This is a genomic window from Mesorhizobium sp. GbtcB19 (genome assembly GCF_019091085.1).
In the GTDB taxonomy this organism is placed as follows: domain Bacteria; phylum Pseudomonadota; class Alphaproteobacteria; order Rhizobiales; family Rhizobiaceae; genus Mesorhizobium.
Window position 1 is genome coordinate 250246 of sequence record NZ_JAGXJY010000006.1, and the last position, 14922, is coordinate 265167.

Annotated in this window: 15 protein-coding genes; 12 read left to right on the top strand and 3 right to left on the bottom strand. The window is 63.8% G+C overall.

All coding sequences use genetic code 11. The features are described 5' to 3' along the window. Positions 1-104 precede the first annotated feature (104 nt). From KVT37_RS13855 to KVT37_RS13865, 3 genes are all read left to right on the top strand, one after another. Positions 105-1328, top strand: coding sequence for a glycosyltransferase family 9 protein (locus KVT37_RS13855; protein WP_217573763.1), 1224 nt, complete (start codon positions 105-107; stop codon positions 1326-1328). Positions 1329-1337: 9 nt separating this feature from the next. Continuing rightward, the gene (locus KVT37_RS13860) at positions 1338-2498 is read left to right on the top strand and encodes a glycosyltransferase family 9 protein (protein ID WP_254634003.1); all 1161 of its coding nucleotides are present in this window, start codon (positions 1338-1340) and stop codon (positions 2496-2498) included. A gap of 113 nt (positions 2499-2611) precedes the next feature. After that, a complete protein-coding gene (locus tag KVT37_RS13865; RefSeq protein ID WP_217573764.1) occupies positions 2612-3361 on the top strand; it encodes a polysaccharide deacetylase family protein in 750 nt (249 codons plus the stop codon). Between the two features lie 168 nt (positions 3362-3529). Here the strand turns inward: KVT37_RS13865 and KVT37_RS13870 are convergent, their stop codons facing one another. After that, positions 3530-3919, bottom strand: a complete 390-nt coding sequence (locus tag KVT37_RS13870; RefSeq protein ID WP_217573766.1) for a DUF427 domain-containing protein — start codon at positions 3917-3919, stop codon at positions 3530-3532. Between KVT37_RS13870 and KVT37_RS13875 the strand changes: the two genes are divergently transcribed. Then, positions 3918-4094, top strand: a complete 177-nt coding sequence (locus tag KVT37_RS13875) for a hypothetical protein (protein WP_217573768.1) — start codon at positions 3918-3920, stop codon at positions 4092-4094. The two genes, KVT37_RS13870 and KVT37_RS13875, sit on opposite strands and share 2 nt — an antisense overlap. 19 nt (positions 4095-4113) lie before the next feature. Here the strand turns inward: KVT37_RS13875 and KVT37_RS13880 are convergent, their stop codons facing one another. After that, a complete protein-coding gene (locus KVT37_RS13880; protein ID WP_217573770.1) occupies positions 4114-4488 on the bottom strand; it encodes a hypothetical protein in 375 nt (124 codons plus the stop codon). Between the two features lie 190 nt (positions 4489-4678). Between KVT37_RS13880 and KVT37_RS13885 the strand changes: the two genes are divergently transcribed. Then, positions 4679-6307 (top strand): fatty-acid--CoA ligase, encoded by a 1629-nt coding sequence (locus KVT37_RS13885; protein ID WP_217573772.1) that lies wholly within the window; start codon positions 4679-4681, stop codon positions 6305-6307. Positions 6308-6388: 81 nt separating this feature from the next. Next, positions 6389-7174, top strand: coding sequence for a DUF1499 domain-containing protein (locus tag KVT37_RS13890; protein WP_217573775.1), 786 nt, complete (start codon positions 6389-6391; stop codon positions 7172-7174). Between the two features lie 2 nt (positions 7175-7176). Here the strand turns inward: KVT37_RS13890 and KVT37_RS13895 are convergent, their stop codons facing one another. Then, entirely contained in the window at positions 7177-8085 is a 909-nt protein-coding gene (locus KVT37_RS13895; RefSeq protein ID WP_217573777.1) for an MBL fold metallo-hydrolase, read from the bottom strand. A 206-nt stretch (positions 8086-8291) separates the two neighbouring features. On the opposite strand from KVT37_RS13895, the gene KVT37_RS13900 reads away from it, so the two are divergent. The 6 genes from KVT37_RS13900 (at position 8292) to KVT37_RS13925 (ending at position 14766) form a co-directional block, all read left to right on the top strand. Next, positions 8292-8882, top strand: a complete 591-nt coding sequence (locus tag KVT37_RS13900) for a biotin transporter BioY (RefSeq protein ID WP_217573779.1) — start codon at positions 8292-8294, stop codon at positions 8880-8882. A gap of 222 nt (positions 8883-9104) precedes the next feature. Continuing rightward, on the top strand, positions 9105-9995 hold the full coding sequence (gene rfbA, locus KVT37_RS13905; RefSeq protein WP_217573781.1) for a glucose-1-phosphate thymidylyltransferase RfbA: 891 nt from the start codon (positions 9105-9107) through the stop codon (positions 9993-9995). Further along, on the top strand, positions 9988-10542 hold the full coding sequence (gene rfbC, locus KVT37_RS13910) for a dTDP-4-dehydrorhamnose 3,5-epimerase (RefSeq protein ID WP_217573783.1): 555 nt from the start codon (positions 9988-9990) through the stop codon (positions 10540-10542). The genes rfbA and rfbC overlap by 8 nt, the downstream gene beginning before the upstream one ends. 14 nt (positions 10543-10556) lie before the next feature. Beyond that, positions 10557-11639: a dTDP-glucose 4,6-dehydratase gene (gene rfbB / locus KVT37_RS13915; protein ID WP_217573888.1), complete on the top strand. Its 1083-nt coding sequence runs from the start codon at positions 10557-10559 to the stop codon at positions 11637-11639. Next, positions 11636-12532: a dTDP-4-dehydrorhamnose reductase gene (rfbD, locus tag KVT37_RS13920; RefSeq protein ID WP_217573785.1), complete on the top strand. Its 897-nt coding sequence runs from the start codon at positions 11636-11638 to the stop codon at positions 12530-12532. The genes rfbB and rfbD overlap by 4 nt, the downstream gene beginning before the upstream one ends. A 257-nt stretch (positions 12533-12789) precedes the next feature. After that, positions 12790-14766: a UDP-N-acetylglucosamine 4,6-dehydratase gene (locus tag KVT37_RS13925; protein ID WP_254634004.1), complete on the top strand. Its 1977-nt coding sequence runs from the start codon at positions 12790-12792 to the stop codon at positions 14764-14766. The last annotated feature ends 156 nt before the right edge of the window (positions 14767-14922 follow it).

Consider the following 14922-nt stretch of genomic DNA (forward strand, 5'->3'; position numbering starts at 1 on the left):
ACGGTTTTGTATGGAATGTCACGCGAACGTGCGCGTCACGGTTCCGAATCTCGACATCGTTGCCGGCCAGTTTCTGGTTCCGAATTGCTCGGTGCCAGAAACTCATGTTGCAGATTTCCCCCACGACCTACCGGTCGATCCTGATGCTGCAGACCAAGTTCATCGGCGACATCGTGCTTGCCTCGGCGCTGGCGAAGAACCTGCAGCTCGAATACCCGGGCGTCAGGATCGTGTTTCTTTGCGAAGCGCATTTCGCCGGCTTCCTGACGGCTCACGGCATTGCCTCGGAAGTCGTCCCGTTCAGCCGCGCCAGGATGCGTGGCTCGCCGCTCGAGCGGGGACGCGAGCTGTTCCGCATGGTGCGCACGTTGCGGCGGCACCGCTTCGACATGACCATCGACATCACCGATTCCAAAACCTCGCGGATCGTTTCCGGACTGGTCAATGCGCCGCTCAGGGTCGGTTATTTTCCGTCGGAGCGGCGTCTGCGCTGGTATGAGCGCCAGCCGGCCAATGTCAGGATGAAGCCCTACGGATTCGGCGAAAAGCACCATCTCTACCGCTATCTGTCCCCGTTGGAGGCGCTTGGCGTCGACCTGCGCGTCAGCGTGCCGGCCATTCGGCCGCTGGCCTTCGAGACGGCGCGCGCCCTGGCATTGCTGGCCAGGCACCACATCCAGCCGAACGGCTTTGTCGCGGTTCATGCCGGAGCAAGCTTCGTCGGCCGCCGCTGGCAGCCGGAGCGCTTTGCCGAGGCCATCGACAGGATCGTCGGCGAAACCGGCCTGCGCGTGGTTCTGGTCGGCGGCCCGGACGAAAACGAAGCGACCGACGCGGTCATCGCCGCGGCGAAGACGCCCGTCGTCAACCTGACGGGTGCGCTGCGCCTGGAAACACTGCTGGCGCTGCTCAAGGAGGCGCGGCTGTTTCTCGGCAACGAAAGCGGCCCGATGCATATGGCTGCCGCTGCCGGCGCGCCGGTCGTCGGCTTGTTCGGCTTGACCAACCCGATCCGCTGGGCGCCGGTCGGCGTGCCTAGCGCTTCGCTGCGCCCGTCCATGCCTTGCGACTGTGTCGGCGGCGATCTGTGCCGGCGGACCGACCCGAGCAAGGCGTGCTGCGTCCGGCGCCTGGAGGTCGATCCGGTGGTGGACGCGGTGCTCGAATTGTTGGCGCGCTCCGAGATGGTTCTGGATGCCGCGGTCTGGCACTCACCCGATTCTGTGCCCGCCTGTCGGCCGCCTCGACCCCTTTGGCGACGCGCAAAGAGTCGTTATGGCTCAGGGCCTGATCGTCATGTATATGAGATCGCGTGCACATACGCGTGATGGTTCCACATGTCGACATCCAAGCCCAGTTTCGCGGAATCCGATCCGCCCGGTACCCGGCCAAAGATGTTGCAGGTTGGCTCTGGACCAATCCGCTCGATCCTGATCCTGCAGACGAAGTACCTGGGCGATCTCGTTCTTGCCTCCGCGCTTGTGAAGAACCTGCAGCTTGAGTATCCGGGTGTCAGGATCGTTTTCCTTTGCGAAGCGCTTTTCGCTGGCTTCCTGACAGCTCACGGCATTGCCTCGGAGGCCGTCGCCTACAAGCGCGCCAACGCGCGCGGCACGATATTGCAGCGCGGCCTGGAACTCTGGCGGGTGTTGCGCGAACTGCGCCGGTTCGGCTTCGATATGATCATCGACCTGGCCGATTCAAGGACGTCGCATTTCGTCGCCAAGGCCGTCAACGCGAAGATCCGGGTCGGCTACTATCCGTCCGAACGGCGGTTGCGCTGGTTCGAGCCCCAGCCCGCCAATGTCCGGGCCAAGCCGTTCGGCTACGGCGAAAAGCATTTTATTTATCGCTATCTTTCGCCGTTGGAGGCGCTCGGCGTGGAACTGCGCGTCAGGGCTCCCTCAATCCAGCCGCTGCTGCCCGAAACCGCGCGAGCCCTGGCCTTGCTGGACAAATCCGGTCTCCAGCGCAATGCCTTCCTGGTGGTGCATGCCGGCGCAAGCTTCCCGGGGCGCCGTTGGCTGCCCGAGCGCTTTGCCGAGGCCATCGACATCATGTCGGCCGAAACCGGTCTTCCGGCCGTTCTGGTCGGCGGTCCCGACGAGGCCGAGGCGAACGACAAAATCATGTCTCTGGTGAGAACGCCGGTCGTCAACCTGGTAGGCGCGCTTTCGCTCGAAACGTTGCTGGCGCTGCTCAAGGAGGCACGGCTGTTCCTCGGCAACGAAAGCGGCCCGATGCACATGGCGGCGGCAACCGGCACGCCGGTGGTTGGTCTGTTTGGCCTGACCAACCCGATCCGGTGGGCGCCGGTTGGTTCGCCCAGCATTTCGCTGCGCCCCTCCATGCCCTGCGACTGTGTGGGCGGCGACCTGTGTCGCCGGACCAATCCGAGCAGGGCATGCTGCGTCTGGCGCCTCGAAGTGGGCGCGGTCGTCGATGCCGTGCGCGAGCTTCTGTCGCAGACGGAGGTGGTCCTGGAGCGCACGGTCTGATATTGCCGGCAAATTCCGCGCCTGCCGGTCGGGGCATCCCGATTTTCGCCTTGATGCCGGTCATCCTTGGCGCGGTCACCCAAACTGTTCGATATGACGGACTTGAAATGAAGATGCGCGTGCTTCGAAACACTCTTTGCGCCATGGCGTTGTCGCTGTTTACGGCGTCGGCGGGCAATGCCACCGCCTTGCTCGAGCCGACGCTGCATGTGAAACCGCAGGGTGTCGAAGGCGGCGGCGGCGGCCGCGTCGCCCTGACGCTCGATGCCTGCGGCGGAAAGACCGATACGAGGATACTCTCGGCGCTCGTCGACAACAGGATACCGGCGACGATTTTCGTCACCGGCATCTGGCTGAAGCGCAATGCCGAGGCCGTCGAGATCATGCGGGCGCACCCTGATCTGTTCGAACTGGAAAACCATGGCGGCCGCCACATTCCGGCGGTCGATACGCCGCGGAAGATCTATGGCATCCTCAGCGCCGGCAGTCCGGACGCCGTGCAGGCCGAGGTCGAGTCCGGCGCCGCGGCGCTGGCCGGCGCGGGCGGACCGGCGCCGAAATGGTTTCGTGGCGCCACCGCCGAATACAGCCCCTCGGCGATCGCCATGATCCGCAAGCTGGGCTTCAAGATCGCCGGCTTCTCGGTCAATGGCGACGGCGGCTCGCTGCTCGGCGCCAGGGAAACGGCACGCCGCATCGGCGCCGCCAAGGATGGCGACGTCATCATCGCCCACATCAACCAGCCGACCCATGCGGCGGGCGAGGGCGTGGTCCAGGGGCTGCTCGCCCTGAAGCAGAAGGGCATGACCTTCGTGCGTCTGGACGATGCCGACGGTGTCGGCAATGACGGCACGACGGACTGACCGGTGCCATGATATTCAGGTGAGGCCGGGCTGCGAATGGCGGTTTTCTGCGCTTCCGGTGCTCACGTACTTCAAGTACGCTCCGCTCCGGTTCTCGAAGACCACCATTCTCGACTCGGCCTGACCTGAATCTCAAGGCACCTTTGGCGGGTCATCCCCCAAGAATAGTCAGTCCAGCGTCGCTTCGACCGCTACCTTGCTCGTATAGAACGCGCCGTGGTTGCGGATCTCTGTCATTTCGTCGAACGGCTGTTCATAGGCCCACATCGCATTCTTGCCGGTTTCGCCGGCAGACTGGACGCTCCAGTAGCTGGCATCGCCCTTGTAAGGGCAATGCGTCGAATGCCCGGTGCGGGCGAGCTTGCTGAAATCGATATCGTCGAACGGGATGTAGAAGGCGTCCGGATAGGGTGTTTCCGACAGCACCTTGGCCCGGGTCGATCTGGCGATGACGGTGTCGCCGGCACGCACGGTGACGCTGCCGCCATAGGGTTCGACGGTGATCACCTTGTCGGGATTGCGCTGGAAGCCGGGGGCAGGGTTGGCGAACTTGTCCATGAATGGTCTCCTGCAATTCCAGGAAAAGTGCGAATCGGTTTTCCGTCCGGAATTGCGTCAAAACAAAGAAAGAGCGTTTCGCCGTTTCCGTGAAACCGCGAAACGTTCTCGGGGGGAGACTTACATGTGTCGCGAAAGCGCGCCGCGCAAGCGCAGCGCCATCACCATTCATTGAACGTCTGTCGCCTGGCCCGTCAGGCGGCCGTCTTGAAGGCATCCATCAGGCCGGCATAGGCGGCGGCAATGCCCGCGACCGGATTGGTGCTTCTCGCCGCGGTCTCGACCTTGAGCGCGCCGCCGGAGGTCGGCAGCGTGAGCAGCAGGAACTGGCGATTGCCGGCGTCGCCGATGCAGGCCGCCGCGACATGCTCGCCGTCGCCGCCGTTCTCAACGCGCATCTTGAACAGCAGCGTTCCGCCGACGGCCTCCAGCGCGCCGCCGACGACTTCGGCAAATTCATCTTCGGAAACGGCCTTGGTTTCGGAAACGGCCTTGGTGTCCGTCGTCAGATCGTCCAGACTTTCGGCAAGCGTGCTTTCGAGAGCTTTTTCGTCGAGCTGCGCGTCCATGCGAACCACTCCATTCGCCAATCTCACCCAGCCCGTTAATGAACCTTAACGGCGACGATGGCCGGATTATGGCGGTTTTCGCAGGGTTTTCGATCCATCCACCGCCTTGGACTTATGGAAGCTGGACAATCCGCCGGATCGTTTCACAATGCGTGAAACAACGACGCGAAAGCGCTAACGGGAGGAACGGATGCTCGGACTGATGCAGCAATGGCCGCTGCTTTGCCACAAGCTGATCGACCATGCCGAACGCCAGCACGGCAGCCGTGAGGTCGTCTCACGCTCGATCGAAGGGCCGATCGTGCGCACCACCTATGCCGAGATCCATCGTCGCGCGCTCAAGGTGGCGCAGCGGCTGGAGCGGGACGGCTTCGCGCTTGGCGACCGCATAGCCACGCTTGCCTGGAACACGGCCCGCCATATCGAGGCCTGGTACGGCATCATGGGTATCGGCGCGATCTACCACACGCTCAATCCGAGGCTTTTCCCTGAGCAGATCGCCTGGATCATGAACAATGCCGAGGACAAGGCGATCTTCGTCGACCTGACCTTCGTGCCGATCCTGGAAAAGATCGCCGGCGCGGTCAAATCGTTGCGGCAGGTGATCGTGCTGACCGACCGGGCGCACATGCCGCAAACCTCGCTGCCGAATGCCGTCGCCTATGAGGAATGGCTGGCCGAGGCCGACGGCGACTTTGCCTGGAAGACGTTCGACGAGAACACCGCTGCCGGCATGTGCTACACCTCCGGCACCACGGGCGACCCGAAGGGCGTCCTCTACAGCCACCGTTCGAACGTTCTCCACGCCATGATGGCGGCCATGCCAGATGCCATGGGCATGTCCACGCGCGACGTCATTCTGCCGGTCGTGCCGATGTTCCACGCCAATGCCTGGGGCCTTGGCCAAAGCGGCCCGATGATCGGCTCCAAGCTGGTGATGCCCGGCTGCAAGATGGATGGCGCTTCGATCTACGAATTGCTCGACACCGAGAAGGTGACGTTCAGCGCCGCCGTGCCGACGGTGTGGATGATGCTTCTGCAATATCTGGAGGAGACCGGCAAGAAACTGCCCCATCTGCGCAAGGTGGTCATCGGCGGCGCGTCCTGCCCGCGCGCCATCACCGCCAAGTTCCAGGACAATTATGACGTTCAGGTCGTCCACGCCTGGGGCATGACCGAGATGTCGCCGCTCGGTACCCTTTGCACCATGAAGCCCGCCTTCGAAGCGCTTACCGGCGAGGCCCGGCTGGATGTCCAGGGCAAGCAGGGTTTTGCGCCGTTCGGCGTCGAAATGAAGGTGACCGACGACGACAACAACGCGCTGCCATGGGACGGCAAGACCTTCGGGCATCTCAAGGTGCGCGGCCCGGCCGTCGCCCGCGCCTATTATGGCGGCGCCGGCGCCGAGCAGTTCGACGCGGGCGGCTGGTTCGACACCGGCGATGTCGCGCATATCGATGCCAGCGGCTACATGCAGATCACCGATCGGGCCAAGGATGTGATCAAGTCCGGCGGTGAATGGATATCGACCATCGACCTCGAGAATCTGGCGGTCGGCCATCCGGACGTTGCCGAGGCGGCGGCGATCGGCGTGCCCCATTCCAAATGGGGCGAGCGGCCTTTGCTCGTCGTGGTGCGCAAGCCCGGCAAGGAGCCGAGCAAGAGCGACATCCTGACCTTCATGAACGGCAAGCTGGCCAAATGGTGGATGCCCGACGACATTGCTTTCGTCGGCGAAATTCCGCACACCGCCACCGGCAAGATCCAGAAAACAACCTTGCGCCAGCAGTTCAAGGATTATCGCCTGCCGACGGATTGACGAAAATGTTCGATCTTTCGGCTTCAAGCCCGCGCTGAAAACCGCTAACTCTCGGCCCGGGTTGGGACGATACGGCAAAGAATGGCAACTATTCCTGAACGGCAGACGTCGAGGGCGGCCGGCTGGTCGCGGCGGATCGGGGCATTTTCCCTTGTGCTTCTGCTCACGGTCCTTGCCGCCTACAGGCTCGATCTCGTCGAGACGCCGCCATTCCTGTGGGTGCTCGCGCTCGTCGCGCTGCTGGCGGCGTTCGCGCTCTTGCTGGCGGGCCTCGGCCTGTCGCGGGTCTGGAGTTTCGGCGATCGCGGCGGCCGTGACCTGAGCGTCGGCGCGCTGCTGGCGCTTCTGGTGCTGGCACCCTACGGCGTCGCGGTCTACTGGGCGACGATCTATCCGCCGCTGCGCGACATCTCGACCGATCTCGACGACCTGCCGGCACTGGACACCAGCGACCGCACCGGTGACATGAACGAGTTGTCGCCGCCGACGCCGGGGGAACAGCGGCTGCAGGCCGACGCCTATCCGCTGGTCAGCGGGCGCAGCTACAATCTGCCGTTCGAAACCGTCGTCGACGCCGTCGAGACCGTGCTCGACCGCCGCGACTGGCAATTGACGGCGCCTTATCCAGACATCAACGGTCAGAGCGAGGCGACGATCAACGCGCTGGCCAAGGGCTTCGTGCTCGGACTTCCCGCCGATGTCGCCATCCGCGTCACCGACGATGGCGATTCGGTGATCGTCGACATGCGTTCGGCCTCGCGCTACGGCCGCTATGACCTCGGCGACAACGCCGCGCGCATTACCGAGTTCCTCGCTGAACTCGACCAGGAAGTCGCCGGCCAGGTCGGCGCAGCGCCCGCGGAATAGGCCTACCCGGCAGGTGTAAAAGTACCGTCGATCGCGGGCTCGCCATCGGTTGCGACCAGGCCGCGTGCGACGAGGTCCTCCAGTTGGGCAAGCACCGACAGGCCGGCGGCGCCGTGCAGCCGCGGGTCGGTGTCGCGATAGATCGCCGCGACCATCTCCTTGATGGTCCGGTCGCCGGCGCGGATGCGCTCCAGGATCGCCCTTTCGCGCATCTTGCGGTGCGTCTTGAGGCCGCGCATGAACCTTTGGGGCCTCGTTACCGGCCCGCCATGACCAGGCAGCAGCAGACGATCGTCGCGCGCCAGCAGCCTGTCGAGGGAGCTCATATAGTCGGCCATGGCGCCGTCCGGCGGCGCGACGATAGAGGTCGACCAAGCCATGACATGGTCGGCCGAAAACAGGGTTCCGGTGCCTTCCAGGGCAAACACGGCGTGATTGGCGGTGTGGCCGGGCGTCAGTACGGTACGGATCGCCCAGCCGTCGCCCTCGGTCAGCGCATTGTCGGCCAGCACGACATCGGGAAGAAAACCCAGGTCGGCGCTGGCGTCGAGCGGATTGACCTCGCCGATGCGCAGAGGCCGCGCCGGCCGATGCGGGCCTTCGGCAAGCGTTGGCGCGCCGGTGCGCTCCTTCAGCCGTGCCGCCAGGGGCGAATGGTCGCGATGGGTGTGGCTGACGAAGATATGGCTGACCGGTCGGCCGCCGATCGCCTTAAGCAGCGTTTCGAGATGGGCGTCGTCTTCCGGCCCTGGATCGATCACCGCCAGCGTATTGCGGCCGACCAGATAGCTGTTGGTGCCGTGAAAGGTGAACGGGCTCGGATTTCTGGCGGTGATGCGCAGCACGTCGGGCGCAACCGCAACCGCCTGGCCATAGGCCGGATCGAAGCTGGTGTCGAATTCAAGGGCCATGCCGGCGGGCTCCGTTCAACGCGGCAAAATGATTGCCGCCCGATACGGAAGCCAATATAGGAAAATCAATGCATGTCGCCCAAAAGTGCGTAGCGGTTTTGGGAGAACGACATGCCTCAAGACAAATTTTTGAAGCGCGTCGCCTGGACGCGCTTTAAAAGCCAGCAAATCAGCCACCCAGTGAATCAGCCAGAACGGGGAAGACCATGGCAACTGCAACCACGATGCGTCCGCTCGCTTCTCTCACTTTGCCGGATCGCGGCGCTGCCCGGCTCGCCACCCAGCTCTTTCTGGCGCTCGCCGGAACCTTGCTGCTCACGCTTTCGGCCAAGACGAAAGTGGTGCTCGGCCCGGTCGACATTTCATTGCAGACGCTCGCCGTGCTGCTGATCGCTTCGGCCTTCGGCCTGCGACTGGCGGTGGCTACGCTGCTTCTCTACCTCGCCGAGGGCGCTTTTGGCTGGCCCGTCTTCCAGGGCACGCCGGAAAAAGGCATCGGTATCGCCTATATGCTGGGCTCGACCGGCGGCTACCTTGCCGGCTTCGTGGTCATGGCGGCAATTACCGGCTGGGCCGCCGATCGCGGCTGGGACCGCAATCCCTTCAAGTTGTTCGGCGCCATGCTGACTGGCGAGGTGGTCATGATGGCCATGGGCTTTGCCTGGCTGGCGGTGCTGATCGGACCGGAAAAGTCCTGGCAGTTCGGCGTCCTGCCCTTCATCGTCGGCGACCTGATCAAGGTGGCCCTGGCCGCCAGCCTGGTGCCGGCCGTGTGGGCGCTGCTCAAGCGCGGCTGAGCCCGAGCGGCAGGAAAAAACCGGCGGAGCTGAACACCCGCCGGCTTTTTTATGTCCGCCTGCGCCCGGTCGAAGCGCTTTCCGGGCCAGGATGACGGCAAGTGGCGGGATTAAATCCGATATTAGGACATGCTAGGGCATAAACGAACGAGCCGACATACGAAACACGACCGCGGGCAGCTCGATAGCTGAGCATGCCCCGGCAGCTCGACGGAGAGCCTGTTGAAGGGAATAATTCTGGCCGGGGGAAGCGGAACACGCCTCTATCCGCTCACGATAGCGGTCTCCAAGCAAATCCTGCCGATCTACGACAAGCCGATGATCTATTACCCGCTGAGCGTGCTGATGCTGGCGGGCATACGCCAGATCATGATCATCTCGACGCCGCGCGACTTGCCGGTTTTCCAGGCTCTGCTCGGCGATGGCTCGGAATTCGGCCTCGAGCTTGCCTACGCCGAGCAGCCGCAGCCCAACGGCCTCGCCGAAGCTTTCATCATCGGCCGCGATTTCATCGGCAAGGACAATGTTTCGATGATCCTCGGCGACAACATCTATTTCGGCGACGGGCTGTCCAAGCTCTGCCGGGCGGCAGCGTCGCGCGAAAGCGGCGCTTCGGTCTTCGCCTACCATGTCGAGGACCCCGAGCGTTATGGCGTGGTTTCGTTCGACAAGGCAACCGGCAGGGCGCTGACGATCGAGGAAAAGCCGCTCAAGCCGAAATCCAACTGGGCCGTCACCGGGCTCTATTTCTACGACAACAGGGTGGTCGACATCGCCTCCACGATCCGGCCCTCGGCGCGCGGCGAGCTCGAGATCACGGCCGTCAACAACGCCTATCTGGAGCGCGGCGAGCTGCAGGTCCACCGGCTTGGTCGCGGCTATGCCTGGCTCGATACGGGCACGCATGACAGCCTGCACGAAGCGTCGTTCTTCGTGCGCACCATCGAACATCGCCAGGGTATCAAGGTCGCTTGCCCCGAGGAGATTGCCTTCGAGCAGGGCTGGCTCGACGCCGACAAGGTCCTCGACCGCGCGGCGCGCCTCGGCAAGAATGAATATGCCGCCTATCTGCGCCGGCGGGTCGCCGATCTGATGGAGGATCAAGGTGCTTGAGGTCAGGACGCTCGACCTGGAGGGCGTGCTGGAGATCGTGCCGAAGCGGCACGGTGACGCGCGCGGCTATTTCTGCGAGACCTGGAATGCGGAGCGCTTTGCTGAAGCCGGCATCGACCTGACCTTCGTGCAGGACAACCATTCCTACTCCGCGGCCGCGGGCGTCCTGCGCGGCCTGCACTATCAATTGCCGCCGCGCGCCCAGGACAAGCTGTTGCGCGTCGTGCGGGGCAGCGTCTTCGATGTCGTCGTCGATATCCGCCGTTCTTCGCCGACCTTCGGAAAATGGTCGGCCTTGGAGGTCTCGGCCGAGAAGGGAAACCAGATCCTGGTGCCGAAGGGATATGCGCACGGCTTCGTCACGCTCGTGCCGGACACCGAGATCCTGTACAAGGTCACCGATAGCTATTCGCCGGAGCATGACCGGTCGATCCGTTTCGACGACCCCGCCATCGGTATTGCGTGGCCGTCGCTTGCCGGCGGCTTCCAGCTCTCGGACAAGGATCGCAAGGCGCCAATGCTGGGTGAGGCAGAGGTTTTCGCGTGAGGGAAGAGGGCAGGCTGAACTTTCTGGTGACGGGCGGCGCCGGCTTCATCGGCTCGGCCGTTTGCCGGCATTTGTGCGCCAATCCGGCCTACCGCGTCACCAATCTCGACAAGCTCACCTATGCCGGCAACCTCGCGTCGCTGCGTCCGATCGAGAACGCCCACAATTACCGCTTCGAACAGGCCGATATCCGCGACGAGCGCGCGGTGCTCGAAATATTGCGCCGCGATGATATCGACATCGTCATGAACCTCGCCGCCGAAAGCCACGTCGACCGCTCGATCGACGGCCCCGGCGCCTTCATCGAAACCAATATCGTCGGCACCTACCGCATCCTGAATGCCGCGCTGGAATACTGGCGCGGCCTGCCGGAGGCTCGCCAAGGCAGCTTCCGCTTCCATCACGTCTCGACCGACGAGGTCTTCGGCGATCTTCCTTTCGACGGCGGCATGTTCGTCGAGGAGACGCCCTATGCGCCGTCCTCGCCCTATTCGGCGTCGAAGGCGGCCTCCGACCATCTGGTGCGGGCCTGGCACGAGACCTACGGCCTGCCGGTCGTGCTGTCCAACTGCTCGAACAATTACGGGCCCTACCACTTCCCGGAAAAGCTCATCCCGCTGGTCATCCTCAACGCGCTCGACGAGAAGCCGCTGCCGGTCTACGGCGCCGGCGCCAATGTCCGCGACTGGCTGTTCGTCGAGGATCACGCGCGGGCCTTGGAACTCGTCGCCACGAAGGGACAGCCGGGCGAGAGCTACAATGTCGGCGGCAATTCAGAGCGCACCAACCTGACCGTCGTCGAGACGATCTGCGACCTGCTTGACGCGAGACGGCCGCGCGCCGGAGGGAGGAGCCATCGCGAGCTGATTTCCTTCGTCACCGACCGCCCCGGCCACGACCGCCGTTACGCCATCGACGCTTCCAAGATCGCGCGCGAGCTTGGCTGGACGCCGCGCGAGAATTTCGACTCAGGCCTGGCAAGAACCGTCGACTGGTATCTCGACAACAAATGGTGGTGGGGTCCGATCCGCGACCAGCGCTACGCCGGCGAGAGGCTGGGCGCAGGCCGGGCCGAAGGCACGAAGGAAACCGCGTGAGGCTTGCCGTCACCGGACGCGACGGCCAGGTTGCCGCCAGCCTGATCGAGTTGGCTCAGGGGCGAAGCGGCATCGAGGTCGTTGCCGTCGGCAGGCCGGCACTGGATCTGGCGCGCCCCGACACGGTGTTTTCGGCGCTGGAGGCGGCAAGACCGGATATCGTCGTTTCCGCCGCCGCCTATACTGCCGTCGATCAGGCCGAGGACGAGAAGGACCTGGCCTTCACCATCAACGCCGTGGGCGCGGGCAAGGTCGCCGAGGCGGCAGGAAAACTCGGCGTTCCCGTCATCCATTTGTCGACCGACTATGTCTTCGATGGCGCCAAGGCAATCGCCTATGTGGAAACGGACGCAACCGCGCCGCTCGGCGTCTATGGGGCCTCCAAGCTCGCCGGTGAGAACGCGGTCGCTGCCGCCAATCCGCGTCACCTCATCCTGCGCACCGCCTGGGTCTACAGCCCGTTCGGAAAGAACTTCGTCAAGACGATGCTGAGGCTCGCCGCCGGCCGCGACGAGATTTCCGTCGTCGCCGATCAATGGGGCAATCCGACATCGGCGCCCGACATTGCCGAGGCGATCCTGCGCGCGGCCGCTGTCCTTGGCGGCCGGGACAAGGGCGCTGCCTTCGGCGTCTATCATCTGGCCGGCAGCGGCGAGACCAACTGGAGCGGCTTTGCCCGCCACATCCTGGAGACGAGCAGGGCGCTTGGCGGCCCGCATGCCCGCATTCGCGACATCACGACCGCCGACTACCCGACAAAAGCAAGGCGGCCGGCGAATTCGCGGCTGTCGAGCGCCAAATTCGCGGCCGCGTTCGGCTGGACCGCGCCGGATTGGCGTGAGTCGACCGCGGCTGTCGTGGGCCGTATCGTCGCCGATCATCCTGGACGCTGATCGAGAGTTCTCGCCATGGACTCTGCGCTGCGGCGTCGAACATCGGCAATATGACGCGATGTGAACAAAAAACCTCTGGCGATACGCCCGACTCCGCGCTATTGCGATAACGGGTAAGGGGGTCAGGAGCTTGCAATCTAGAGTGGCGGCGGATGCGGTTTGTCCGGTGCCAGTCGGGTGATTGTATTCCCGTGCCTGGAGTTCAGTGCCACCCTATGACGTCCTATGTAGAAGCCGTATCTGGACTCCGGCCTAAGATGCGGCGCGCCATCATCATGATCCAGGATCTCGTCATGGTCCTGATCGCCGTGGCATTGAGCCTGATCCTGTCGCAGTCGCGGCTTTCTTTCGAGGCGTTGTCCTATGGCGGACTGGCCTGCTGGACGGTGATCGTGCTCGTCGCCCACCTGCTGTTTCGGTATTGCGGCCTCTACAACACCGTCTGGCGCTTTGCTTCCACGCCCGATTTCTTCAACATCCTGAAGGGCTGCGGAATACTGACGGTGGTCCTCTATGTGACCTCGCTCGCCTTCCGCTTCTCTTTCCAGCCTGTCGCCGGCCTCAACGAGCGCCAGTTCATCGTCTTTTTCCTCGTCTCCTTCACCATTATTTCCGCGCCGAGGCTTTACTACCGCTTCCTTCGCGACGGCGCGAGCTGGCGCATCCTGCGCCGCACCCCCGGCGACGCGCCGATCAGGCAAGCGCTCTTCATCGGCCGGCTGAGCGAGGCTGACGTGATCGTGCGCTTCACCCGCACGGCGGTGCCGGCCGAATATGCCATTCGCGGCATCATGGCGACCGAGAGCGATGCGCCGCTCGGCACTCAGATCCAGGGCGTTCCCGTGGTGGCGGTCCGTCCGCGCCTGGTCGATGTCCTGGAGGAATATGTCAAAGGAACGGAGAATCTCGACTTCGTCATCTTCGGCAAGGGTGTCGAGCGCGAGATCGAGGACTATGCCGAACTGGTGCGCATTGCCCGCCACAGCGGCATCACCGTCGTCCAGTTCTCCGGACTTTCCGAACTGGGACAGGGCGGCAAGCTGGTTCTCGACGCGGTCGAGATGGAAACGATCATGCGCCGTTCGGCCGTTGCCACGGATGTCGAACGCATCGGCGCTTTTGTCGAGGGCAAGCGCGTGCTGGTCACCGGCGGCGCCGGCTCGATCGGCCGCGTGCTCGTCAAGCGCTCGCTGGAGCTCGGCGCCGAGGCGGTCCTGGTCGCCGACAATTCCGAGTTCGGCATCTTCCAGCTCGATCAGCTGGTCGAGGATGGCGAGCGCGACCGGCTGACCAGCCGTATCGTCGACGTCACCGACCGGCGCCAGATGATGCGCCTCGTCAAGGAGTTCGAGCCCGCAATCATTTTCCACGCCGCCGCGCTGAAGCATGTGCCGATCCTCGAGGAGAACTGGGAAGCGGCGATCGAGACCAATGTTTTCGGCACACTTGCCTGCGCCGAGGTCGCCGCCAAATGCGGTGTCCCGCAATTTCTGCTTATCTCCAGCGACAAGGCGGTGGACCCGACATCGGTGCTCGGCATCACCAAGCGGGCGGCCGAGCAGATCGTCGCCTCGCTGCATGAGATGCATGCCGCGCGTCCGTCCGCGTCGAATGGCATCGGGCTGAACGGCCATGATGCCGTCGGCCGCAATCCGGGGACCAAATTCATCGCCGTGCGTTTCGGCAATGTCTTCGGCTCCAACGGCTCGGTGGCGACGATCTTCCAGGCCCAGATCGAGGCCGGCGGCCCGCTCACCATCACCGACCGTCGCATGACCCGCTATTTCATGACCGTTGCCGAGGCCGTCGATCTGGTCATCATGTCGGCCGCCGACGCCGAGCAGCGTCAGGGCGCGGACGACTATGCCATCTATATGCTCGACATGGGCAAGCCGGTGCCGATTCTCGAAGTGGCCGAAACGATGATCCGCATGGCCGGCAAAAGTCCCTACACCGACATTCAGATACGCTTCACCGGCGTCAGGCCCGGCGAAAAGCTGCATGAGACGCTGCACGGCGACAATGAGGAAGTGGTCAAGCTCGATACCGCCAAGATCTTCGGCCTCAGGACCGAGGTCCTGGGCTGGCCGAAAATCCAGGCCGGGCTGACCGCGCTGCAAGCCGCCGTCCGTGATCAGGACAAGGCAACGGCTCTGGCGGTGCTGACGGGAGTGCACGAGGCGCTGAACACGCCGGATCGAATTGTGCCGAAGGCGGCAAGCCAATCGGCCTGAAAACAGTACCAGAAAAAGTCATGAAAGGTTTTTCGCTCGAATTTGCGTCAAAAGCCCGAAATCGCATCAAAACAACGAGTTTGAGCGGTTCACCCTCGCCCACCAAGGGATGTACCGCTCCAGGCTGTCTTGCCCATGCGTGACCATTATTTTAGC

What these genes read in the sequence shown, in the direction of transcription:
- KVT37_RS13885 (WP_217573772.1), top strand. Translation starts at nt 4,679, where the DNA reads ATGCTCGGACTGATGCAGCAATGGCCGCTGCTTTGCCACAAGCTGATC.
- KVT37_RS13855 (WP_217573763.1), top strand. Translation starts at nt 105, where the DNA reads ATGTTGCAGATTTCCCCCACGACCTACCGGTCGATCCTGATGCTGCAG.
- KVT37_RS13870 (WP_217573766.1), bottom strand. Translation starts at nt 3,919, where the DNA reads ATGGACAAGTTCGCCAACCCTGCCCCCGGCTTCCAGCGCAATCCCGAC.
- KVT37_RS13860 (WP_254634003.1), top strand. Translation starts at nt 1,338, where the DNA reads ATGTCGACATCCAAGCCCAGTTTCGCGGAATCCGATCCGCCCGGTACC.
- KVT37_RS13900 (WP_217573779.1), top strand. Translation starts at nt 8,292, where the DNA reads ATGGCAACTGCAACCACGATGCGTCCGCTCGCTTCTCTCACTTTGCCG.
- KVT37_RS13890 (WP_217573775.1), top strand. Translation starts at nt 6,389, where the DNA reads ATGGCAACTATTCCTGAACGGCAGACGTCGAGGGCGGCCGGCTGGTCG.
- KVT37_RS13880 (WP_217573770.1), bottom strand. Translation starts at nt 4,488, where the DNA reads ATGGACGCGCAGCTCGACGAAAAAGCTCTCGAAAGCACGCTTGCCGAA.
- KVT37_RS13865 (WP_217573764.1), top strand. Translation starts at nt 2,612, where the DNA reads ATGCGCGTGCTTCGAAACACTCTTTGCGCCATGGCGTTGTCGCTGTTT.
- KVT37_RS13895 (WP_217573777.1), bottom strand. Translation starts at nt 8,085, where the DNA reads ATGGCCCTTGAATTCGACACCAGCTTCGATCCGGCCTATGGCCAGGCG.
- KVT37_RS13925 (WP_254634004.1), top strand. Translation starts at nt 12,790, where the DNA reads ATGCGGCGCGCCATCATCATGATCCAGGATCTCGTCATGGTCCTGATC.
- KVT37_RS13875 (WP_217573768.1), top strand. Translation starts at nt 3,918, where the DNA reads ATGAATGGTCTCCTGCAATTCCAGGAAAAGTGCGAATCGGTTTTCCGT.